Below are 22530 nucleotides of genomic sequence, written 5' to 3'. Positions count from 1 at the left end.
CATGGGCATAACCCTCGCACACTCATTACAGTGGCGTCGATAGGGATATTGCCGTACGGACGTCGGGGCCGTTTCCCTACAGGACGTTGACCGCGCGCGCGGCGACTACGGCGATGGTCAGCAGCGAGATCGCCGACTGGATCGCCATCAGGGTCTTCACCCGCGCTGTGAGCGGCATCGTGTCGGTCGGGCTGAAGGCGGTTGCCGCGGTGAAGGCGACGAACAGGTAGTCGGTGAAGCCCGGCAACCAGCGCTCCCAGCCGGGGATGTCGGCCGTCATCTGCGGGAAGAGCAGGTCCGGTCGCTCCTCCTCGTGGTCGTGCTCGGGCATTCGCGCGAACGGCCCGCCGCGGTCGATCTCCCAGTACCAGACGGCGAAGGCGACCACGTTCGTCACCCAGATCAGCAGCGCGGCCTTCACCAGCACCTTGCCGTCGCCGGTGTCGCCGGCGGTCAGTACCCCGATCATCCCGGCCAGGTAGACCGCGTTGATCCCGACCAGCACGGCCAGTAGCGCCAGTTCGATCCACCGCAACCAGGCCTCGTCGCGGCGCAGGTGGAACGGGTTCGTCCAGACCAGCGGCACCAGCAGCGCGGCGCCGCACGCGGGCATGATCCAGCGGGGCGCGTCCAGGATCTGCGGCGGTATCGCCAGTTGCAGCCCGAGCGCCGCGACCACTGCCAGCGAGGCCGGCCAGCGGCGGGTGTGGCGGTTGCTGGCCGCGGCTGCCTTCGGAACCTTGCTCACTCGTGCATTCTCACTCACCCGATGGAGGCATCGACGACGGCTTGCCCGACCTCGGGCCGCCGATAATGCACCTGATGACCCGTCCGCCGCCGCGTGACCAGCCCCGCTCCGTGCAACGCGGCCAGATGCTCCGCCACCGTCGCCAACGCCAGCCCGTACTGCGCTGCGAGGGCGCTCGTGGTGGCGGGTGGATCGAGGGCGACCAGCAACGTCGCCCGGGTCCGGCCGAGCAACCGCGCCAGCGGATCGGGCGGCGGCGGCGCGTCCGACCAGAGCCGCGCTGCTCCCCGGGCCGGGTAGACCAAGGTCGGTTGGTAGCTGGGGTCGACCACCATCACGAGAAAGGGCCAGGCGAAGACTCCTGGGACGAGCAGCAGCCCCTCTCCGGTCAGTTCACGATCTTCCCCGCGACTGCGCGACGCGACCAGTCGATCGTCTTCCCAGGTGAGGGTCGGGTGCAGATCGTCGAACAACTCCGCCAGCCCGCCGGAGGTGAGTTGCTCGCCACGATGGGCGATGTCGTCGTCGAGAACGCGGCTGATCATCGACCAGTCCGGCTCGATCAGCGCCGCCCACGCGGCCTCGATCTCGTCGGCCAACCGCTCCCGCGCTCCGGCCGGATCCGCCAGCATGCCATTGATCTCGGCCGCGCCCGGATTGTTCAACTCGTCCCGCGAGCGGATCAACTCGGCGCGCACCCGATCCAGGGGCGTACCCCGAACCCGGGCGATCTCGGTCGCGAACCTCGCCCGGGACGCCCTGGGCGGCGGGGTCAGGAAGTCCGGCGTGAACCCGGCGCGCGGCTGGACGGCCCGGAGCAGGCGGAGGTCGAGATCGGCCGCACGCTCAGCCTTGGTGGCTATCCACGGGGAGTAGAGCGGCCGGTGATGATGCCCGTGCAGCACCCGCACCGCCGACATCGTCTCCCACAGCGGCGACGTGCCGAACCGGCACCGCAGGGCGTCGGCCTGGGTGAAGCGAAGGACGGTCATGCCCGCGGACTTTCGGCCACAACCGAAAATCTATCCCAGTCGGGCGCGCTGTCCCAGTCTCGATCTCGTGACCACTTCTCGTGCCGGCACAGCTGTCGGCTACCGCTCCGTGCTCCGCGTCCCGGGCTTGCGTGCCGTCTTCATCGCGCATGCCGTCTCGATGATCGGCACGGTAGCGGCCCAAGTGGCGTTGTCGATCCTGGTCTTCGAGCGGACCGGCTCGCCGTTGCTGTCGGCCCTGGTTCTGGTCTGTTCCTTCCTGCCGTACGCCGTCGGCGGGATCGCGCTCTCCTCGATCTCGGACCGTTTTCCGGCCCGCCGGGTGCTGGTCTGCTGCGACCTGATCAGCGCGGCCTGCATCGCGCTGATGCTGATTCCCGGTCTCGGAGTGGGTGCTCTGCTCGGCCTGTTGCTGCTGACCGGGATCGTCGCGCCGATCTTCGCCGGTGCTCGGGCCGCCAGCCTGGCCCAGTTGCTCGACGCCGAACTCTTCCCGATCGGCCGATCCTTGCTCAGGGCAATCGGTCAGGTGACGGTGCTGACCGGGTTCGCGCTCGGTGCCGTCGCGGTCGCGGCGATCGGCCCGGCCTGGTTGCTCAGCCTCGACGTGGCGACCTTCCTCGCTTCGGCCGCGCTGATCGGCTTCGGTACGCCGTACACGCCTGCCACCGGGACCACCGGCAGCACGGTGCGCGAGTCCATCAGCGGGCTGAAGTACCTGCTCGGCAACGTCCGACTGCGTCGGCTGATTCTGTTGTCCTGGGTGGTGCCCGCGTTCTCGTCCATGCCCGACGGTCTCGCCGTCGCCTACACCACCGAGACCGGCGCGGCAGCGACCGCGGCCGGCGCCCTGTTCACCGGGTACTCCGTCGGCACCGTGCTGGGCGAGATCGCCGCCGCCCGGCTGAAGCCTTCCACCCGGCGACGGCTCGTCATCCCGCTGATCCTGCTGAGCCAGCTTCCCGCGATCGCGTTCGTGGCCACTCCCGGGATCGCCGTCGCCGCGGTGTTGCTGGCGATCTCGGGGAGTGGCTACGCGTTCAACCAGGGCATCGATCCGTTGATCCTCGGCGCTGCCGACCCGGCGTACCGGGGGAGGCTGTTCACTGTCCAGACCAGCGGGTTGATGGCGATTCAGGGCGTCAGCATCGCGCTCGCCGGCGCCCTCGGCACCTTCATCCGGCCGGGCCTGACCATCACCCTCGCAGGCGTCGTCGGCACCGTCGTCACGCTGGTGCTCGCGCGCCGAGCTCTTACCAGGGAAGTGGAACAGCCGAGCCGCTGCTGACAAAGGCGCCGGTCGTCGTCGGGCGGAGTGCCAGTTCGACAGGTGCCTGGACACCCTCGGCCGGAGTACGGGTGCCGCGGTCGACGTTGGCTCGGACGTTCAGGTCGGTCGGGACGAGGCCGGGGTTGGCGGCGTTGACCTTGATGCCGTCAGCGCGCAGGGCGTTGGCGTAGAGCACGGTGAGGGCGTTGAGCGCGGCCTTGGACGAACTGTAGGCGAGGAACCCGCGCTGCGAGATCGGGTTCTCCGGGTCGCTGAGCATGCTGATCGAGCCGAGACCGCTGGACAGGTTGACGATCCGGCCGTTCGCCGACCTGCGCAGCAACGGGATGAACGCGCGGGTCACCCGGGCGACGCCGAAGACGTTCACGTCGTACACCTGGCGGAGTTGGTCGACGGTCACGTCCGCCGCGGCCGTGTCCCACTCGATCATGATTCCCGCGTTGTTGACGAGCACGTCCAGCCTGCCGTTCTCCGCTTCGATCGACTTGGCCGCGGCCTCCACCGAGGCGTCGTCGGTCACGTCGAGCTGGACGAATCGGACGTCCAGTCCTTCGGCCGCCAGTTCCCGCTGGGCCGCCCGGCCGAGTTCGTTGTCACGGGCACCGAGATGGACGGTCAGTCCCTCGGTGGCCAACTGCCGGACGATCTCGCGTCCGAGTCCCTTGTTCCCACCGGTTACCAGTGCGATGTCTTTGGTCATGTCTTCAGTCCACCCGCCGCGGCGCCGGAAGAAAAAGACCGATCAGGTACCCGGGCATACCCTGGCGGTATGGCCGAACCCGAGATCCGTGAACTGCGGTACTTCCGTGCGGTGGCCGAGGATCTGAACATCACCCGGGCCGCCGAACGGCTGGGGATCGCCCAGCCGCCGCTGTCGCGCGCGATGCGGCAGCTCGAGCGGCGGCTCGGCGTCGACCTCTTCGACCGCACCGACCAGCGGATCGCGCTGACCGAGGCCGGCGAGACCTTCCTCAAGGAGTCCGCCCTGGTCCTGGACGCGCTGGACTCCGCCGTACTGCGCACGCGGCGCGCGGCTCATCCCGCGAGCTTGGTGGTGACCGCGAAACCCGGCGTCGCCACCGATCTCCTGCAGCGGGTCGTCGCGGACTTCCGGGCCGAGGCGGAGGCACCCGAGATCCGGGTCGTGGTGAGCGGTTTCGGCGAGCAGGTCGAGTTCGTCCGCTCGGGCCGTGCGGACGTGGCGATTCTCGGTTCGCCGTACAGAGCGGGTGGGTTGGCCTCGGAGCATCTGGTCAGCGAGCCGCGGATGGCGGCCTTGCCGGTCGGCCACGAACTGGCCGGGCGCGAGGTGCTGAGCACGGCGGATCTGCTCGACTGGCCGGCGCCGCGGTGGTCCGGGGCCGGCGATTCCGATCGCGACTACTGGTTGGGGCATCCCGACCGGGTGACCGCGGGCCCGGTCGTCGAGGACACCTCGCAGTTGCTCGAGGTGGTCGCGCTCGGCCAGGCCGTGGCGCTGCTGCCGACCTCGCTGGCGCGCCGGAACCAGCGGCCCGACGTGGTCTTCGTGCCCGTGCCCGACGCTTCGCCGTACGAGCTGATGGTGGTTTGGCGACCGGACAACCGATCGCCGTGGATCGTCAGGTTCGTGGCAGGCGCTAAGCGCTGGCGCGGACGACCAGGGGAGCTGTGACGAGGCGGCCCGGCTGATCCGGATCGCCGTTGATCTCGTGCAGGGCGCGGTCGAACAGGCAGCCGGCGATGTCGCGCAGCGGAATGCGCGCGGTCGTCAGCGGGGTGTCCAGCATGCTGGCGAACGGGAAGTCGTTGAAGCCGGTCACGGCGATGTCCTGCCCCACCTTCACACCGCGCCGCTGCAGAGTCCGCATCGCCACCACCGCGAAGGCGTCGTTGTCGGCGACGAAGAGATCCGGCCGGTCGGAACGGTCCAGAGCGTTTTCCACGTAGGCGACAACAGCGTCGAGGTCGCTGAACGACTGGACCGCGTGCGGTGAGGTGAACTCGCGCAGGAAACCCTCCTGCCGCTGATGCACCCAGGGCAGGCCGCTGTCGGTCGCGAGATAGGCGGCGCGGGTCCGGCCGGTCGAGCGGGCGTGCCGCGCGATCGCCGCCATCGACACCTCGTTGTCGACGTCGACCCAGCACTGCCGCTGGGCCGGCCCGGTCCGGCCGAAGGCGACGAACGGGAAGCCGCGGTTGCTGAGGAACTCGATCCGGGGATCGCGCGGCATCGTCTCCAGGACGACGATCGCGTCCACCTGCCGGGCCGCGATCAGCTTCTCGTACAGGGCGATCTCGGTTGCGCCCTCGGTCGGCGTGGTCACGTGCACGCCGTAGCCGGAGACCGCGGCGGCCTTCACCAATCCGCCGAGCAAGCCGTGCAGGAAGCCGCCCAGCCCGGGGTTCTGGTCGGCGAACGTGTCGTCCTCGAGGTAGAGCGGCAGCCCGATGACCTGGCTCCGGCCGGACGACAACGCCCGGGCCGCGTGGCTCGGCGTGTAGCCGAGTTCGTCGATCGCGGCCTGTACGGTGCGGACCGTCGGCTCGCTGACCCGGTGCGGCGCGTTCAGCACGTTCGACACGGTCATCGCCGAGACCCCGGCCAGCCGGGCCACGTCGGCCACGGTCGTCCGGCGTACCGGTCGCTTCTTCTCGACTGCCATTCAGCCCCTCTCGATCCGTGCCACCCCACCGACCGGTACGTCGACCGCCCACAGCCCGGCGGGCGGTGTGGTCGTCGTCCGGGACAACTCGGCGCCTGCGCAGTCAGACACTACGAGCTGAACGGGTCCAGTACCCGCACCTTCCACCAGCAAGCCCGGCGCGCTGCCACCGTTTACCAGCAGCGCCACCTCGCGTGGATCGCTCAAACGCACCACAGGGTTGGAGAAAACGGCCACCACGGTGGTCTTCTCGCCGACGGCGGTCACCTGCGTGTATCGCGCGTCCGGCCGCGACGGCCGCAGTACTCCGTGCAGCAGCGTGTCCGCGTGGTCCTTCATCAACCCAAGCCAGAACCGCACCACCCGGTCGTGCTCGGCGGGCAGGCTCGCGAGCTCGACGGACACCTGCGGTGTGCTGAACAGGACCCCGATGAACTGCTGGGCGACGGCTTCCTTGGTGGCGGACGGATGCCACATCAGCATGTCCGAGTGGACGGCGCGATCACCCGCGAGCAAGCGGCTGTCGATCGTCCGCACCCTGTTCTCCACCGCGTCCATCGGGCAGTCGCCCGCCCGCAGGAAGGTGCCGAACCGCCACAGCCGCGGGTTCACGTAGTCCTGCCGGAACTCGATCAGCAGACTGGGCCGCAGCCGCCTGAGCTCGGCCGTGACGGCCTCGAGGATCAGCTCGACGCCTTCGTCGACCGTCTCGCAGTCGCCGTACGGCGCGGGCGGTGCGTCCTGCCCGGCCCACGAGTCGATGAAGTCGATCTTGAGCCCGTCGACGCCCCAGTCCCGGACCGGCCGGACGCAGCACTCGATTATGTGCTCGCGGACCTCGGGATAGCGCGGATCCAGGACCGACGCGCTGAGGCCGTCGACGTAGCCGAGCGTGCGGTCCTTGAACCGGTCCCACGCCTTCGAGTGCGCGCCGATCAACGGCGGCGCGATCCACAGCACGTAGTCCAGGCCGAGCTCGTGGACCCGGCGTACGTGCTCGGTCATGTCGGGGAACGTGCTGCTGGTCGGCTCCCAGTCACCACAATGCGCGTACCCGCGAGCAGTGTCCGCCGTCTGCCAGCCGTCGTCGACGATCACCGCCTTACACCCGTACGGCGCGCTGACGCGGGCGTGGTGCTCTACTGACTCCGCCGAGACGTGCTGGTGGTCGGAGTACCAGGTCGAATACATCGCCTGGCGAGCCAGCTCTGGCACCGGCGTGATCCGGTCGCCGAGCTCTGCGGTCCAGGCATCCGTCACCCCGCGCAGAGCGTCAGCGAAATGCAGGCCGCGGAGGTCGATCCGCAGGGTGAAGCGGTGCTCGCCATCGGTCGGCTCGACGTCGTCCACGGCCAGTTGGATCAACTGCTCCGCGCTCTCCTCGTTGACGCCGATCGCGAAGTCGCAGCCGCGCACCGCGGAGGAGAGCGAGATCGTGCAAGGACTCAGGTCGTCCGCGGTGACGAACGAGGCGACCGGAGCCGACCGGACCGACCTGATGTCGCGATGCGAGCCCCAGTCGGTCGGCAGCTCACGGTGTGAACCCTGGGTCGCCCGCCACAGCGTGACGGCCGAATCGACCGGCCAGGTCCAGCGGATCCGCACCGGCCCCACCGCGGTGATCTCGAAGATCAGCACGCCGGGATCGCCGGTCTCGACCTCGGTGACGGTGGCGCCGGCCGACACCGTGCCGGTGCGGCAGATCGCCCCGTCGGGGGAGCGGACCTCGAAGTGAAATGCGGGCATGGCGCTGACTATAGCGGTAAAATCGATACCCCAGAAGATATTGACGGATGTCCTCGAGATGCCTAGTTTTAGCGCTAATATCCCTTCTGCCGGAAGAGTGCTCAGGTGTCTGATCTGTCCGTCACGTCAGACCTCGGCTACGTCGAGGATGCCTTCGTTTGGGCCCGGAAACGTGCCCTGGCCTGGGTTCAGACCGACGCGGCGCCGGGCCATCTGCCGTCGTACTGGGCGGGTTATCCGTCCCGGCCGATGTTCTACTCGCGCGACGTCTGCCACCAGGCCGTCGGCGCGCATCTGCTCGGTCTGGACGCGGAGAACTTCGCGATGTTTCGCCACTTCGCCCGCTCGGCCACCGCCGCGCGCCGGTGGTATCCGCTCTGGGCGTTCCATTTCGACGGCGCCATCGCCGACCTCGACTACCACGGCGACGAGCACTTCGTCCGGGAGATCCCCGCGGTGTTCGACCTGACCTACCGGGCGCTGGGCCAGTACGACTGGACCGGCGACCGGCGCTGGATCGACGACCCTGATCTGGCGGCCTACTACCTGCGCTCGGTCGAGGATTTCGTCACCGCGCACGACAGCGACGGCGACGGCGTCCCCGAAGCTCCGGGCACCGGCGACATCTTCGTCGGGACCGCCACCTACAACGAACACCCCGAGCGGCCGTTGACCGTCGCGGCCGACGGGCTGGCGCTGCACTACGCCGCCCTGAACGCGGTCGCCCGGCAGCACGGCGACTCGTACCGGACGGCGGCCGGCGTCATCCAGGAGCGATTCCTGGCGGCGTGGTGGGACGACGCGAGCGGAAGCTTCGCTCGCGGCCGGGCCAAGGACTCCGAACTCGACTTCGGTTGGGGGCTGGAGACGAGTTGGTTCGTCCCGATGCTCGGCCTGAGCGGGACCGGCGAACGCAACGAACGATTTCTCGATTTCATCGAGGAGCACCTCGAGTCGAGCCCGCCGCCCAACATCGAGGCGTTCAGCTATCTGCCGGAGGTGTTCTTCCGGCACCGACGGGACCAGTCGGGGTGGCGCTGGCTGCGGCACCTGATCGACAGCCGGGACGACTACCCGGAGGTCTCCTTCACCGTCGTCCAGCACCTGGTGGCCGGCCTGCTCGGGCTGGAGCCGGATGCCGCGTCGGCGTCCCTGACCATCGACTCCCATCTGCCGGCCGAGATCGGCTGGCTGCGGGCCGACCACGTGCGGGTCGGCGACTGGGACCTAGGCATCACCCAAGAAGGACGGCGGACGACCGAGATCACCCTGTACGGCGGACCGGGGCCGCTTACGGTGACGGTCGGATCAGCCGGCACCAGAACCCTTGAGCCCGGCGACAGCGTCCGGGTCAGCCCTCAGACGAAGGACCTCTCATGAAGCTCTTCAACCGCCGCCTCCTCCCTGTCGGAGCGGGCTTGGCCGCCCTGCTGCTCGCCGCCGGATGCGCCACCGGCAGTCAACCCGCCGCCAACAGCGGTGCCGGCGACGAGAACGGTGATATCGCCTTCTCCTTCTGGGGAACGAACTCCGAGGCCGCCTCGCTCAAGGCGATCGCGGCCGCCTTCGAGCAGGCGAACCCGGGCATCAAGGTCACCACCAACTGGATCCAGTCCGACTACGAGCAGAAGCTGCAGACCTCGATCGCGGCCGGCACGCAGTCGACGGTGATGGAGATCAGCAACACCAGCCTGGCCGGCTTCGCGCCGAGCTTCGCCGAGCAGCAGGTCGACCCGGGCAGGTTCGTCCAGCCGAACATCAGCGAGTCGCTGAAGTTCGACGGCAAGTACTACGCGATGCCGTTCACCGCCAAGCCCAAGGTGATGGCGATCAACGTGGACGCGTTCAAGGCCGCCGGGCTGCCGTTGCCGAGCGCAACGACACCGCTGACGCTGGAGGAGTTCCGGACGATCGCGGCCAAGCTGTCCCACGGTGAGGGCAAGACCCGGGTCTTCGGCACCAGCAACCTGTGGTTCAAGGGCTGGCTGACCGCGGCCGGTGGCGGCTTCTACAACGCGGACGCGACCGCCTGCACCTTCGGCGACGCGCAGGGGCTGAAGACCGCGCAGTACATCGTGGACCTGCAGAAGGACAAGTACGCGCCATCGTCGCTCGACATCGAGGGGCAGGACCAGGCGCAGTGGTTCGCGGCCGGCCGGCTCGGCACCTTCAGCGACTTCGGCCCGTGGACCGTCGCGGACTTCGCCAAGATCAGCAAGCCGAACTGGACCCTGGTGCCGGTGCCGGGCAAGGGATTCCCGATGGAGGTCGGTGGGCTGGCGATCGCGAAGAACGCGACCGGCAAGAAGCTCGAGAACGCGAAGAAGTTCGTCGAGTTCGCCAGTTCGAACCCGGACGCGCAGAACCAGTTGATCCAGGGGAACACGGCGCTCGGCGTACCGATCATCGCCGAGTCCACTTCGACCCTGGAGAAGGTGCTGCCGGCCGAACGGAACCTGGCGGCGTTCACCACCGCGCTGAAGACCGGTGAGGTGAGCCCCTCGGTGAAGCGGGAGGCACAGATCTCCGGCGACGCGGACAAGGGCATCACCAGCTACACGCCGCTCGGCAGCGGCAAGGAGGACGTGGCGAAGATCCTGCCGGGGCTCAACGACAAGTGCACCGCCGCACTGAAGCAGTGAGGTAGACCATGAACCCGACCATCGGCTGGATCCGCGCGCTCGCGGAGTCCTGGGGTGTTCCCGCGGCGCTGGTGCCGCTGGTCCCGTTCCTGGTGCTGCTGATCGTCCTGTACGCCGTCATCGGGCTGGCGGCGTACGGGGCGAGGCGCAGGTGGCCGCGGGCCGACAAGACGATCGCGTTCTGGCTGTTCATCTCGCCCTGGCTGATCGGCTTCCTGGTCTTCACTGTCGGCCCGATGATCTCCTCGATCGTCGTCAGCCTCACCTCCTGGGACCTGATCACGCCGCCGCGGTACGTGGGACTCGCCAACTACACCGAGGCCTTCCAGGACCCGCGGGTGGCGCAGGCGATCAAGGTGACGCTGCTCTACGCGGTGATCAGCGTGCCGTTGCAGACCGCGCTGGCGTTCCTGGTCGCGCTGCTGATGAACGTCGACCTGCCGGGGATCCGGTTCTTCCGGACCGTCTGGTACCTGCCGAGCCTGGTGTCCGGCGTGGCCCAGATCGTGCTGTTCCTGTGGGTGTTCAATCCGCAGTACGGGCTGGCGAACGATCTGCTGGGGAAGCTGGGCGTGCAGGGGCCGGGCTGGTTCAACGATGCTTCCTGGGCGTTGCCGACGGTGATCCTGATGAGTCTGTGGACGGTCGGCGGCGCGATGGTGATCTACCTGGCCGGGCTGAAGGACGTGCCGCTGAACCTGTACGAGGCGGCGGCTCTGGACGGCGCGGGACCGGTGCGCCTCTTCTGGCACGTCACCCTGCCGCAGCTGTCACCGATCATCCTGTTCAACGCGTTGACCGGCATCATCGGCGCTCTGCAGATCTTCACCCAGGGCTTCGTCGCGAACGGCGGCCCGAAGGACTCGCTGCTGTTCTTCGTCTATTACCTCTACGACAACGCGTTCCAGAACTTCCGGATGGGTTATGCCTCCGCGCTGGCCTGGATCCTGTTCGTCATCATCCTGGCGCTGACCGCCGTGACCCTGCGCGGAAGTGCCTTCGCCGTGTACTACGAGACCGAACTGGGCGGCCGCCGTCGCCGGGTCCGGGTGAGGAAGGGCTGAATGGCTGTCCTGATCGAGTCCCGACCCGCTCTGGAGGAGCCTGCCGTCGTCCGCCGAGCCGACCGCCCGTACTGGCGCCGCAACCTCCCGCTGACGATCGTCCTGTACGTCGTACTGGCGCTGGGCTCGCTCGCCTTCGTCTACCCGTTCCTCTGGATGATCGCCACGTCCCTGCGCTCCCTGGCGGGAGTGGGCAGTTCCGGCGCCAGCATCTGGCCCCGCGAATTCCTCTGGGACAACTACGCCCGCGCCATCACGTCGTTCCCGTTCTGGCGCTACGCCCTCAACTCGGTGCTCACGACCTTGATCCCGATCGTCGGCACCGTCTTCTCCTGCGCCCTGGCCGGCTTCGCCTTCGCCCGGCTCCGGGTCCGCTTCTCCGGCGTCGTCTTCGGTGTGGTCCTGGCCACCATGCTGCTGCCGGGGGAGGTGACCATGGTTCCCCAGTTCATGCTCTTCAACAACCTCGGCATGATCGACACCCTCTACCCGCTGATCCTGCCGGCGTTCTTCGGGTCGCCCTTCTACATCTTCCTGTTCCGCCAGTTCTTCTCCCGGATGCCGTCCGAACTGGCCGACGCCGCGGTGGTCGACGGTTGCGGCTGGTTCCGGATGTTCCTCTCGGTCTACCTGCCGCTGGCCAGGCCCGCCGTCGTCGCCATCTCGATCCTGCTGTTCATGGGCTACTGGAACAACTTCCTGGGCCCCGCCATCTACATCAACTCCGACCAGTGGAAGACGCTGCCGCTGGCCCTGGCCGGTTTCCAGTCCGTCAACGGCACCGACACCCCGTTGCTGATGGCAACCTCAGTCCTGATCACCCTGCCATGCCTGGCCATCTTCTTCTTCGCCCAAAAACAAATCACCAACGGCATCGCCTTCACCGGCGGCCGCTGAAAGCTACTGGCCTACCCGGCCGTCGACGCACTCGCGGAGTAGGTCGGCGTGGCCGCAGTGGCGGGCGTACTCCTCGATTCTGTGGACCAGCAACTCCCGGACGGCGATCTTGTCCTTGCCCACGCGCTCGCCCAGGTCCGGGTGTTCGGCCAGGGCGGCGTCGGTTGCGGCCTGCTCGCGGGCCAGGGCGGCGTACGCGGCGTCAACCTCGGCCTGGTCGGCGACGGCCCCCTCGAAACCGCCGTCACCCTCGCCGTACAGGTTCGGCCGCGGGTCGCCGTCGGTGATCCAGTTCTGCCAGTCCCGTTCCGCCCAGGCGAGGTGCCGGAGCAGGCCGAGCAGCGACATCGTCGACGGCGGCACCGACCGACGGGCCAGTTGCTCCGGGGTCAGGCCCTCGCACTTCATCAGCAGGGTTATGCGGTAGTTCCTCAGGAAGTCCTGCAGCGTCGCCAGTTCGCCGTCCGGGCTGTCTTCGTTGTTGCGGGGGTCGTCGTCCGGGTCGGCCCACATGTCCGGGTAGACGGTTGCCTGGCTCCAGCGTGCGGGTTCGTCGCTCATGCGGGCCATCTTCGTCCGCGCCGGCCGAGCTCGCCAGTCGATTTGGCCCAGACCGAAGTGAGTACGGCTAGCTCAGCGGGGACGGGCCGAAGCGGCCCCAGACGAGGATGAGGGGGAGGAGCGCCAGGACCAAGGTGATGCCGATCGCCGAGAGTTCCTTGCGGCGGAGGTGGGTGATTGTTGCGCCCAGCATCAACAGGACCAGGCCGGCGGCCGCCAGCGGTACCAGGACCGGTGCGATGTCGAGGAGTGGCGGGACGATGAGGCCGATCGCCGCGAGGATCTCCAGGACGCCGATCGCCTTGATCATCGCGGGACTGAAGTCCTCCGTCCACGCGAAGCCTCCGGCGGCCAACTGCTCCTTGGACTGGAGCAGCTTCTTGGCGCCGGATGCGAAGAAGAGGGCCGCGACCAGGGCGGCGAGGATCCACAGGAAGGTGTTCATGCGGGGGCCGAGCCCTCCAGCGGAGTGGTGTCGAGGTACCGAACCTCGTAGACGCGCTCCGCGAACTTCCAGCCGTTCTCGGTACGGCGGTAGCGGTCGTGGTACAGGGCGTAGTTCGCGTACGAGTTGCCGTCGCGCATGAGGCCGAACTCCTGGATGTAGGTGCGGCCGGTGGCGGTGTCGCCCTCGAGTTCGAGCACGCCGGGGTGGGCGTTCTGTACGAAGTACTGCCAGAGCTTCTGCAGGCGTTCGATGCCGGCCCGGATCTCCGCCCGGCTGCCGAACTCCTCCACACCGGGGATGACCCACCGGCCGTCCTCGGTGAACAACGCCGCGAACCGATCGAGGTCGTGCGTCATGCCCGCGTCGGTGAACTCGGCCTGCAGCGCCGCGAGCTCGACGCGATCGGCGATAGCCTGAAAGTCGTTCATCGGTTGTCTCCTTCGTCTCACCCGCTCCGACGAGACAGGCAGCCGGGATGTCAGGCGACCTCACACTTCGGTGGCCCGGCTCGTCGGAAGGGGTAAGGAACGCCGCGACCAAGGGAGCTGTCATGACCACCCCAGCCGGGCCGGGAGACGACCGGCTCGATCCGGACCTGAGCGCGATCATGAGCGAGCGGCGCCAGTTGATCAATCTGGCGTACCGGCTCCTCGGCTCACTCGCCGAGGCCGAGGACGTCGTACAGGAGACGTACGCCCGGTGGTACGCCCTGTCCCTCCCGCAGCGGGAAGCCATCGAGACCCCTGCCGCCTGGCTGACGAAGGTCGCGAGCCGCATCTGCCTCGATCTGCTGCGTTCGGCCCGGGTCCGGCGGGAGAAGTACGTCGGCGAATGGATCCCGGAGCCGGTGCCCGACGGTACGGAGTGGGACGGCCGGCGATCGGGCGGGATCACCGCCGACCCGGCCGAGCAGGTCACTCTCGACGAGTCGATCACGATGGCCTTCCTCGTCGTGCTCGACGCGATGACCCCGGCCGAGCGCGTCGCCTTCGTCCTGCACGAGGTCTTCGGTTACCCGTATGCCGAGGTGGCCGAGATCGTCGGCCGTACGCCGGCGGCCTGTCGCCAACTGGCCTCGTCGGCCCGCCGTCGCCTCCGCGTCGCCCAGGCCCCCGCGACTCCGGCAGCCCGGCACGCCGACCTCGTCAGGGACTTCAAAGTGGCCTGGGAAGCCAAGGACATCGAAGCTCTCATCGGCCTGCTCGATCCCGCTGTCACGGCGATCGGCGACGGCGGCGGCCTGGCGACCGCGGTACTGCGCCCGATGACGGGCAGCGAGCAGGTCGCGCGCTTCTACGTCGACCTCGCCGTCCAAGCCTCCACCCAGGCGCTCGGATTCACGATTCTGGAGCGCACGGTCAACGGACAGCCCGGCCTGATCGCTCAACTGGACGGCGTCACGGTGGGGGTGATCGCCTTCGAGGTCGCAGGCGACCGGATCAGGCACATCTGGGCAGTGCGGAACCCCGAGAAGCTCCGCCCCTGGACGTCAGTCGGGAGTGCGGAGGGTGTGCCAGGCGGCCCGGACGTGACTCTGCATGACTGATTCGGCCCAGACCGGGTCCTGAGCGGTCAGGGCCGCGACCAGTTCGTGGTGGTGGGCGAGGCTGCGCTGGAGCGCCTCGGGCGTGTAGCGGGTGAAGGTCCGCCAGACCAGTGGGACCTGGACGACCGAGGAGATCACGCCGGTCAGCCGGCTGTTCTGGGCCCCCTCCAGGATCGTGCGGTGGAAGAGGTTGTTCAGATCGGTGAGCTTGTCGACGTCGGTCGGACGGCCACCGGGAGCGACCTTGTCCATCTGGGTGGCGAGGTCGTCCAGGACGTCGACGTCGACGATGCCGGCGACGGCGGCGAGGCGGCAGCCCCAGGGTTCGAGGACCGCGCGAAGGCTGAAGATCTCGTCCAGGTCGTGCTCGCTCCAGTCCTGGACCTGTACGCCGCGGTTGCGCTCGTAGTGGACCAGGCCCTCGGCCGTGAGCCGGCGCAGCGCCTCCCGGACCGGAGTACGGCTGACGCCGATCGATTCGGCCAACTCGCCCTCGCGCAGCCAGTCGCCGCCGGCGCGGTGGCCGGACAGGATCTGCTCGCGGATCAGGTGGTAGGCGTCGTCGGCGCTCGGGGTGCGGTCGCTCATGGTGGGCGTCACCGTATCAACGGACGAGATTGCATGCAATCATCTGAAGAAGTCGTTGACAGGCGCGCTCGATTCGGCCTAGGTTTTCGATCATTCCGGCAAATCGTATGCAATTTAGGCTGAGATTGAGGACTGCATGAGTGACCCGCTGCCCCTGGACGACATCCGCGTGGTGGAGCTCGGGCAGCTCCTGGCCGGGCCGTTCTGCGGTCAACTGCTCGGCGACTTCGGCGCTGAGGTGATCAAGGTCGAGGACCCCGAGCGCGGCGATCCGATGCGGCAGTGGGGCCGCGAGAAGCCGTACGGCAAGTCCCTGTGGTGGCCGGTCGTTGCCCGGAACAAGAAGTCGGTCACCGCCGACCTCAGGACGGGGACCGGGCAGGACCTGGTCCGCCGCCTGATCGCCCGAGCCGACGTACTGATCGAGAACTTCCGCCCCGGCACCCTCGAGCGATGGGGGCTGGGCCCCGAGCAACTGTGGGAGCTCAACCCCGGCCTGATCGTCACCCGGGTCAGCGGGTTCGGCCAGACCGGCCCGTACTCCGAACGCGCCGGCTACGGGTCGATCGGCGAGGCGATGGGCGGAATCCGTTACGTCACCGGTGATCCCGACCGCCCACCGGCCCGTGCCGGGATCTCCCTCGGCGACTCGCTGGCGGCGACCTTCGCCTGTCTCGGCACCCTCGTCGCCCTGCACCAGCGGGAGCGGACGGGCCAGGGGCAGGTCGTCGACTCGGCGATCTACGAAGCCGTCCTGGCGATGATGGAGTCCCTCGTCCCGGAGTACCAGATCGCCGGCTACCAGCGCGAGCGGACCGGGACCACCCTGCCGAACGTTGCCCCGAGCAACGTCTATCCGACCGCCGACGGCGAGATGATCCTGGTCGCCGCCAACCAGGACACGGTGTTCCGCCGGCTGGCCGAGGCGATGGGGCAGCCGGAGCTGGCCACCGACGAGCGGTACGCAACCCACCACGCCCGCGGCCAGTCGATGGCGGAGCTGGACGGCCTGATCGCCGCCTGGAGCGCCACCGTCAAGGCCGACGAGCTGCTCGAGAAGCTGAACGCCCACGGGGTTCCCGCGGGCCGGATCTATCAGGCCAAGGACATGCTCGGGGACCCGCACTTCCGGGCCCGGGAGGCGATCGTCCGGCTGCTGCATCCCGAGCTGGGGGAGTTCGCGATGCACAACGTCGTCCCCAAGCTCTCCGCGAGCCCGGGCCGGGTCCGGCACGTCGGCCCGGACCTCGGCGAGCACAACGAAGAGATCTACCGCGACCTGCTGGGTCTCGGCGACGACGCGATGACGTCGCTGCGCTCGGCCGGTGTCATCTGAGGAGGAACCATGACGTACCGGCTCGGCGTGGACGTGGGGGGAACGTTCACCGACATCCTGTTGATCGACGAGGACACCGGCGACACCTATCGCGCCAAGACCTCGTCCACCCCCGAGGACCAGTCGATCGGCGTACTGCGGGGCATCGAGCGCGCCTGTACGGCGGCCGGCGTCCGGATGTCCGAGATCGGTGAGGTCTTCCACGGCACCACCGTCGCCACCAACGCGATCCTCGAGGGCAAGGGCGCCCGGGTCGGCCTGGTCACCACCGACGGATTCCGGCAGGTGCTGCAGATCGCCCGGTCGTTCGTACCGGGTGGTCTGGCCGGCTGGATCATCTGGCCCAAGCCCGAACCGCTGGCCGCGCTCGAGGACACGGTCGAGGTCGTCGGCCGGATCGGCGCACACGGGGACGTGGTGACCGAGCTGGACGAGGAGGACGTCCGGGCGAAGCTGCGGACCCTGCGGTCGCGGGGAATCGAGGCGCTCAGCGTCAGCCTGATCAACTCGTACGCCAACCCGGCGCACGAGCGGCGCGTGGCCGAACTGGCCGCCGAGGAGCTCCCCGGGATGTCCGTCTCGATCTCGTCCTCGGTGCTGCCGGAGTTGCGCGAGTACGAGCGCACGATCACCACGGTCGCGAACGCCGTGGTCCAGCCGCAGGTGGCTCGCTACGTCGCCAACCTGGAGTCGCAGCTCCGCGAGGCGGGCGTGGACGGAAGGCTCTGCATCCTCCGCAGCGACGGCGGCCTGGTCTCCGCGGCTGTAGCGGCCGACAGCCCGGTGAACCTGTTGCTGTCGGGACCGGCCGGGGGAGTGACCGGCGCGACCTGGGTGGCGGAGCAGGCCGGCTATCCGGACTTCCTGACCTTCGACATGGGCGGTACGTCGACCGATGTCGCCCTCGTGCAGAACCTGACGCCGCGAGTGGGCCGCGAGACCACCGTCGGGGACCTGAAGGTCCGGGCGACCTCCGTGGACGTGCGCACTGTCGGCGCGGGCGGCGGCTCGATCGCGCATGTGCCGCCACTGACGCAGGCGTTGCGGGTCGGACCCCAGTCGGCGGGCGCCTCGCCCGGGCCGGCGGCGTACGCGGCCGGTGGTAATCAGCCGACGGTCACCGACGCGAACGTCGTACTGGGGTATCTGCCCACCGACCTGGCCGGTGGCGAGATCACGCTCGACCGTGACGCGGCACGAGCGGCGGTGAAGCCGATCGCCGACGCCACCGGACTGGAGTCGACCGAGGCGGCCGCCGCGGGCATCGTCGACATCGTCAACGAGAACATGTTCGGCGCGTTGCGGCTGGTCTCGGTGCAGCAGGGCTTCGATCCGCGCGACTTCGCCCTGGTCGCGTTCGGCGGCGCCGGACCGCTGCACGCCAACGCGCTGGGCAAGCTGACCGGGGCCTGGCCCGTCATCATCCCGCCGTCGCCCGGAGTGCTCTGCGCCTACGGCGACGCGACCACCAACCTGCGGAACGAAACCGTACGAACCCTGGTCCGCCGGTTCGGCGAGCTCACCGACGACAGCCTGCGGGAACTCCTCGACGAGCTCGCCGGCAAAGTGCGCGCCTCCCTGGTCGAGCAGGCGGTCGCCGAGGAGGACCAGCGCGTCGTCTACTCGGTGGATCTGCGCTACCACGGGCAGGGCTTCGAGATCCCGATCCCCGTCGACCTCGACACCTTCGACGGTGACGGCGGCGGGCTCGCGGCGCTGCGGACGGCGTTCGACACCGAGCACCAGCGGCTGTTCTCCTTCGTCCTCGACACCGAGCACGAGCTCGTCACGGTCCGGGCCACCGCCCACGGACCCCGACCGGACGTCACCTCACCCGAACTGGAAGCAGGCGACGAGGACCCGCGGCACGCAGTACGGGCGCACCACAGCATCTGGGTCGAGGGCTCCGAACTGACAGCCGCTGTGTACGACCGGGAGCAGCTCCGCGCGGGCAACGTCGTCGCTGGTCCGGCGATCATCACCGAGATGGACTCGACCACCCTGGTGCTGCCGGAGCATGCGGCGACAGTGCACCGGAGCGGGTGCCTGCTGATCCGTCCTATCGCTAGGGAGTGTTGACCCATGGCTCGTCTGATCGAAACCGCGACCGATCCGCTGCGCTCCGTCGAGGTGGACGTGGTGACCCTCGACCTGGTCGAGAACGGCCTGCGCAACGCCCGCTACGAGATGGACGAGGTGCTCTTCCGGACCGCGCTGTCCCCCGGTATCCGCGAGCAGCACGACGAGTTCCCGCTGATCGCCAACCCCGCGGGCAAGATGATGGTCGGCCAGTTCGGGCTGTCGATCCCCGACTTCCTGGAGAACTTCGCCGGGGACATCGAGGAGGGCGACGTGCTGCTCACCTCGGACCCGTACTCCTGCGGCGCCGCGATCAGCCACGCGAACGACTGGCTGGTGGTGATGCCGATCTACGTCGACGGCCGGATCGTCGGCTGGGCGGCGATGTTCGGCCACATGTCCGACGTGGGCGACAAGTCCCCGGCCTCGATGCCGACCGACGCCCGGACGATCTACGAGGAAGGGGTGGTGATCCCGCCGTTCAAGCTCTACAAGAAGGGCGTGCTCGACGAGGACGCGCTGCGGATCATCCTCAACCAGGTGCGCAAGCCGGACTGGAACCGCGCCGACCTGTACGGCATCGTCGCGGCCTGCCGGACCGCGTCGCGCCGGGTCCAGGAGATGTGTGCGCGGTTCGGCGCCGACACCTACAACTCCGCGCTCGACCAGTTGCTCGACCGCAACCACCGGGCGATGAAGACGCTGCTGGAGATGGTGTTCACCGACGGCGAGACGATCTCGTTCACCGACTACATCTGCGACGACGGCCTCGGCTACGGCCCGTACGAGCTGAAGCTCAGCCTCACCAGGACCGGCGAGAAGGTCCTGCTCGACTTCACCGGCAGCAGTCCGCAGGCGCAGGGCCCGATCAACTACTACATCAACGAGAACCTGGTCCGGATGTTCTTCGGGATCTACATGATCACCGTCGCCGATCCGCAGATCCTCTGGAACGACGGGTTCTACCCGCTGGTGGACGTGAAGATCCCCGACGAGTCGTTCTGGAAGCCGAAGTTCCCCGCCGCCCTGAACGCGCGCAACCACGGCATCGGCCGGGTCTTCGACCTGTTCGGCGGTCTGCTCGGCCAGACGAATCCGTCGCTGCTCAACGCCGCCGGGTTCTCCTCCTCGCCTCACTTCATGTACTCCGGCAACTACGGACCGGGTGATCGCAAGGGGGACTGGTTCCAGCTGTACTCGATCGGCTTCGGCGGGATTCCCGGCCGGCCGGTGGGCGACGGGCCGGACGGGCATTCGCTCTGGCCGTCGTTCGTCAACATCCCGTGCGAGTACCTCGAGTCGTACTACCCGCTCCGGATCGAACGCTGGGAGACCGTGACGGACACCGGCGGCGCCGGCCTGCATCGCGGCGGGAACGGGGTCGACGTGGCCTACCGGTTCCTGGAGGCGGGGACGATCGCGATCCACGACGACCGCTGGCTCACGTATCCGTGGGGAGTCAACGGCGGCGAGCCCGGAGCCCGCAGCCGCAAGTGGCTCGAACGCGCCGACGGTTCGCGGGAGATGCTCGGCAGCAAGGTGCACGACGTACCGGTGGCCGTCGGGGATCTGCTCCACTTCGTCACGTGGGGTGGCGGTGGCTGGGGTGATCCGCTGGCTCGGGACGCGGCGCTGGTCGGACTCGAGGTGCTACGGGGACTGATCAGCGTCGAGGGTGCTCGCCGATACGGCGTGGTGTGCGACGAGGCAGGCGTGGTGGATGGCCGGGCCACGGAGGACCTGCGCGCTGAGCGCCGTAGTACGCGGCCTGATCCGTTGCCCACCTTCGACCGGGGCCCGTCGATCGAGACGATCCTGGAGCGCAGCCTGGAAGAGACCGGCCTGGCCGCGCCGCGTCCACCCGTTGCGCGATGAACGCGTTCGGAGGCCGGCTGGAGCCCGAGCGACGGCCCGCCGTGCTCGCGGTCGACCTGATGCGCGCGTACTTCGACGCCGACAGCCCGCTCTGTCTACCCTCCGATGGCTGTCTGTACTCCGCGGGCCGGGTCATCGCGGCGGCCCGCGCAGTACAGGTCCCGGTGCTGCACACGCGGGTCGCCTACGGGCCGGGCGGGATCGACGGCGGGTTGTTCGTGCGGAAGGTGACGGCGTTGCGGCAGTTGTTCGACGGTGGTGGCGCGATGGGGGAGTTGATGCCGCAGGTGGCGCCAACTGCCGAGGAGTTGGTGCTCGTGAAGCAGTACGCCAGCGCGTTCTTCGGAACGTCGCTCGCCTCGACCCTGCGGGCCGGCGGCATCGACACGGTGGTGATGGTCGGGGTGAGCACGAGCGGGTGCGTCCGGGCGTCGGCGGTCGACGCGATCCAGCACGGCTTCGTGCCGCTGGTGGTCCGGGACGCGGTCGGGGACCGGGCGGCCGAGCCGCATGAGGCGAACCTGTCCGACCTGCAGGCGAAGTACGCCGAAGTCGTCAGCGAGGCTGCCGCGCTGGCCTATCTCGCGGAGGTTTCGGGTGATTGACATCGTGGAGGTCTCGCCACGGGACGGCCTGCAGAACGAGTCCGTGGTGCTGTCCACGGAGGCGAAGGTCGAACTCGTCGAACGCGCCGTCCGGGCCGGATCCCGGCGGATCGAGGTGACCAGCTTCGTCAACCCGCGCCGCGTTCCACAACTGGCCGACGCGGATGAGGTGATGGCCGCGCTGCCGCGGTACGACGGCGTCCGGTACGCGGGCTTGGTGATGAACGGGCGCGGGCTGGACCGTGCGCTGGCGGCCGGGGTCGACGAGGTCGACATCGTGGTCGTTGCCACCGACACCTTCTGCGACCGGAACCAGGGCATGACCACCGCCGAGGCGTGCGACGTCGCGGCCGGACTCGTACAGGCCGCGCGGGCGGCCGGAGTCTTCACCACGATCACCATCGGCGCCTCCTTCGGCTGTCCCTTCGAAGGCGAGGTGCCGGTGGAGCGCCTGCGGGGAGTCGTTCAGCGAGTGGTCGCCGCAGGCCCGGACGAACTCGCCCTGGCCGACACCATCGGCGTCGCCGTTCCCACCGACATCACCGAACGCCTGGCCCTCGCCGGGCAACTCAGCGACCTTCCGCTCCGCCTTCACCTGCACGACACCCGCAATACGGGCGTCGCGAACGCGGTCGCCGCGGTCCAGGCGGGCGTCACCACGCTCGACGCCAGCATCGGCGGCGCCGGCGGCTGCCCTTTCGCCCCCGCAGCCACCGGCAACGTCGCCACCGAAGACCTCATCTACCTCTTCCACCGGATGGGCCTGGAAACCGGCCTCGATCTGACCGAAACCCTCTCCACCTCCGCCTGGCTGGAACAGTCCCTCGACACCACCCTCCCCACGGCCCTCCTCCGAGCCGGCAACTTCCCCAGCTGAATCCGTTTGACCGGCTGCACTGGCGCACAGATGATCGCGGCATGCCTGTTGAAGCCTTGTTGGTGATCGATGTTCAGCTCGGGAGTCTGGAGGCAGTGCCGGAGGCGGATCGGCTGGTCGATCGGGTCGCGGTGTTACTTGGCAAGGCGCGGGCCGCGGGGGCTCTGGTGGTTCATGTCCAGAACGACGGGGCGGCCGGGCTGGCTGATGCGCCTGGGACGCCTGGTTGGGAGCTGCGGCTTCCGGTCGAGGACGGGGAACCGGTGATCCGGAAGTCGCAGGATGACGCCTTCGCCGGCACCCCGCTGACCGAACTGCTCGCGGACAGGGGAGTCGGGTCGCTCGCGATCTGTGGGCTGATGTCGGAGATGTGCGTCAGCGCGACAGCCCGTACTGCGCTCGCTCGCGACTTCCGGGTGGTCCTGCCGCATGACGCGCACACGACGACGGGGGTTCCCGCAGTACCGGGGGTTGCCGAGGCGGTGCCGGCCTCCGTCGTGTCACGCGTCGCCGAGTGGGCCCTCGGGGACCAGTTGGAGGTCGTGGCACACGCCGACGAGGTGCAGTTCACCGCTCCCGACGCCGGCTGA

At 68.8% G+C, this 22530-nt stretch carries 22 protein-coding genes; 13 read left to right on the top strand and 9 right to left on the bottom strand.

The features are described from left to right. Positions 1-76: 76 nt before the first annotated feature. Both ABD255_RS34695 and ABD255_RS34690 read right to left on the bottom strand, forming a co-directional pair. The gene (locus ABD255_RS34695; RefSeq protein ID WP_344221014.1) at positions 77-748 is read right to left on the bottom strand and encodes a hypothetical protein; all 672 of its coding nucleotides are present in this window, start codon (positions 746-748) and stop codon (positions 77-79) included. A 14-nt stretch (positions 749-762) separates the two neighbouring features. Next, on the bottom strand, positions 763-1740 hold the full coding sequence (locus tag ABD255_RS34690) for an ArsR/SmtB family transcription factor (RefSeq protein WP_344221013.1): 978 nt from the start codon (positions 1738-1740) through the stop codon (positions 763-765). Positions 1741-1807: 67 nt separating this feature from the next. On the opposite strand from ABD255_RS34690, the gene ABD255_RS34685 reads away from it, so the two are divergent. Beyond that, positions 1808-3028 carry an MFS transporter gene (locus ABD255_RS34685; RefSeq protein ID WP_344221012.1) on the top strand — a complete coding sequence of 407 codons (1221 nt, stop codon included), beginning with the start codon at positions 1808-1810 and terminating at the stop codon, positions 3026-3028. On the opposite strand, the gene ABD255_RS34680 is transcribed toward ABD255_RS34685, so the two are convergent. Continuing rightward, the gene (locus ABD255_RS34680) at positions 2994-3731 is read right to left on the bottom strand and encodes an SDR family oxidoreductase (RefSeq protein ID WP_344221010.1); all 738 of its coding nucleotides are present in this window, start codon (positions 3729-3731) and stop codon (positions 2994-2996) included. The two genes, ABD255_RS34685 and ABD255_RS34680, sit on opposite strands and share 35 nt — an antisense overlap. Positions 3732-3800: 69 nt before the next feature. Between ABD255_RS34680 and ABD255_RS34675 the strand changes: the two genes are divergently transcribed. Further along, on the top strand, positions 3801-4685 hold the full coding sequence (locus tag ABD255_RS34675; protein WP_344221009.1) for a LysR family transcriptional regulator: 885 nt from the start codon (positions 3801-3803) through the stop codon (positions 4683-4685). Here the strand turns inward: ABD255_RS34675 and ABD255_RS34670 are convergent. Continuing rightward, positions 4651-5676, bottom strand: coding sequence for a LacI family DNA-binding transcriptional regulator (locus ABD255_RS34670; RefSeq protein WP_344221008.1), 1026 nt, complete (start codon positions 5674-5676; stop codon positions 4651-4653). The two genes, ABD255_RS34675 and ABD255_RS34670, sit on opposite strands and share 35 nt — an antisense overlap. Then, positions 5677-7422, bottom strand: a complete 1746-nt coding sequence (locus tag ABD255_RS34665) for a glycoside hydrolase family 36 protein (protein ID WP_344221007.1) — start codon at positions 7420-7422, stop codon at positions 5677-5679. 105 nt (positions 7423-7527) lie between these two features. Here ABD255_RS34665 and ABD255_RS34660 point away from each other — a divergent pair, with 105 nt between their 5' ends. From ABD255_RS34660 to ABD255_RS34645, 4 genes are read left to right on the top strand one after another with little or no spacing between them, the layout of a single operon-like run. Next, entirely contained in the window at positions 7528-8802 is a 1275-nt protein-coding gene (locus ABD255_RS34660) for a hypothetical protein (RefSeq protein WP_344221006.1), read from the top strand. After that, complete coding sequence (locus ABD255_RS34655; protein ID WP_344221005.1) at positions 8799-10064, top strand: extracellular solute-binding protein; 1266 nt, start codon at positions 8799-8801, stop codon at positions 10062-10064. The genes ABD255_RS34660 and ABD255_RS34655 overlap by 4 nt, the downstream gene beginning before the upstream one ends. A gap of 8 nt (positions 10065-10072) precedes the next feature. Further along, positions 10073-11128: a carbohydrate ABC transporter permease gene (locus ABD255_RS34650; protein WP_344221004.1), complete on the top strand. Its 1056-nt coding sequence runs from the start codon at positions 10073-10075 to the stop codon at positions 11126-11128. Then, complete coding sequence (locus tag ABD255_RS34645; protein WP_344221003.1) at positions 11129-12025, top strand: carbohydrate ABC transporter permease; 897 nt, start codon at positions 11129-11131, stop codon at positions 12023-12025. It abuts the gene before it with no gap. Positions 12026-12028: 3 nt separating this feature from the next. On the opposite strand, the gene ABD255_RS34640 is transcribed toward ABD255_RS34645, so the two are convergent. From ABD255_RS34640 to ABD255_RS34630, 3 genes are all read right to left on the bottom strand, one after another. Continuing rightward, entirely contained in the window at positions 12029-12586 is a 558-nt protein-coding gene (locus tag ABD255_RS34640) for a DinB family protein (protein ID WP_344221002.1), read from the bottom strand. A 67-nt stretch (positions 12587-12653) separates the two neighbouring features. Continuing rightward, positions 12654-13031 carry a DoxX family protein gene (locus ABD255_RS34635; RefSeq protein WP_344221001.1) on the bottom strand — a complete coding sequence of 126 codons (378 nt, stop codon included), beginning with the start codon at positions 13029-13031 and terminating at the stop codon, positions 12654-12656. Continuing rightward, a complete protein-coding gene (locus ABD255_RS34630; RefSeq protein WP_344221000.1) occupies positions 13028-13462 on the bottom strand; it encodes a nuclear transport factor 2 family protein in 435 nt (144 codons plus the stop codon). The genes ABD255_RS34635 and ABD255_RS34630 overlap by 4 nt, the downstream gene beginning before the upstream one ends. A gap of 122 nt (positions 13463-13584) precedes the next feature. On the opposite strand from ABD255_RS34630, the gene sigJ reads away from it, so the two are divergent. Next, complete coding sequence (gene sigJ, locus ABD255_RS34625; protein WP_344220999.1) at positions 13585-14580, top strand: RNA polymerase sigma factor SigJ; 996 nt, start codon at positions 13585-13587, stop codon at positions 14578-14580. On the opposite strand, the gene ABD255_RS34620 is transcribed toward sigJ, so the two are convergent. Then, complete coding sequence (locus tag ABD255_RS34620; protein ID WP_344220998.1) at positions 14524-15168, bottom strand: GntR family transcriptional regulator; 645 nt, start codon at positions 15166-15168, stop codon at positions 14524-14526. The two genes, sigJ and ABD255_RS34620, sit on opposite strands and share 57 nt — an antisense overlap. A gap of 136 nt (positions 15169-15304) precedes the next feature. On the opposite strand from ABD255_RS34620, the gene ABD255_RS34615 reads away from it, so the two are divergent. The 6 genes from ABD255_RS34615 to ABD255_RS34590 are packed head-to-tail and all read left to right on the top strand — an operon-like array spanning position 15305 to position 22530. After that, a complete protein-coding gene (locus tag ABD255_RS34615; RefSeq protein ID WP_344220997.1) occupies positions 15305-16504 on the top strand; it encodes a CaiB/BaiF CoA transferase family protein in 1200 nt (399 codons plus the stop codon). A gap of 9 nt (positions 16505-16513) precedes the next feature. Then, complete coding sequence (locus ABD255_RS34610) at positions 16514-18583, top strand: hydantoinase/oxoprolinase family protein (RefSeq protein WP_344220996.1); 2070 nt, start codon at positions 16514-16516, stop codon at positions 18581-18583. Between the two features lie 3 nt (positions 18584-18586). Beyond that, the gene (locus tag ABD255_RS34605; protein WP_344220995.1) at positions 18587-20458 is read left to right on the top strand and encodes a hydantoinase B/oxoprolinase family protein; all 1872 of its coding nucleotides are present in this window, start codon (positions 18587-18589) and stop codon (positions 20456-20458) included. After that, positions 20455-21063 (top strand): isochorismatase family protein, encoded by a 609-nt coding sequence (locus ABD255_RS34600; RefSeq protein WP_344220994.1) that lies wholly within the window; start codon positions 20455-20457, stop codon positions 21061-21063. The genes ABD255_RS34605 and ABD255_RS34600 overlap by 4 nt, the downstream gene beginning before the upstream one ends. Continuing rightward, a complete protein-coding gene (locus ABD255_RS34595; RefSeq protein WP_344220992.1) occupies positions 21056-21940 on the top strand; it encodes a hydroxymethylglutaryl-CoA lyase in 885 nt (294 codons plus the stop codon). The genes ABD255_RS34600 and ABD255_RS34595 overlap by 8 nt, the downstream gene beginning before the upstream one ends. 41 nt (positions 21941-21981) lie before the next feature. Beyond that, positions 21982-22530: an isochorismatase family protein gene (locus ABD255_RS34590; protein ID WP_344220991.1), complete on the top strand. Its 549-nt coding sequence runs from the start codon at positions 21982-21984 to the stop codon at positions 22528-22530.

The organism is Kribbella sancticallisti, assembly GCF_039530625.1.
In the GTDB taxonomy this organism is placed as follows: Bacteria; Actinomycetota; Actinomycetes; order Propionibacteriales; family Kribbellaceae; genus Kribbella; species Kribbella sancticallisti.
Note: the sequence above shows the minus strand (reverse complement) of the source record. Positions and strands in the feature narration are given on the sequence as shown.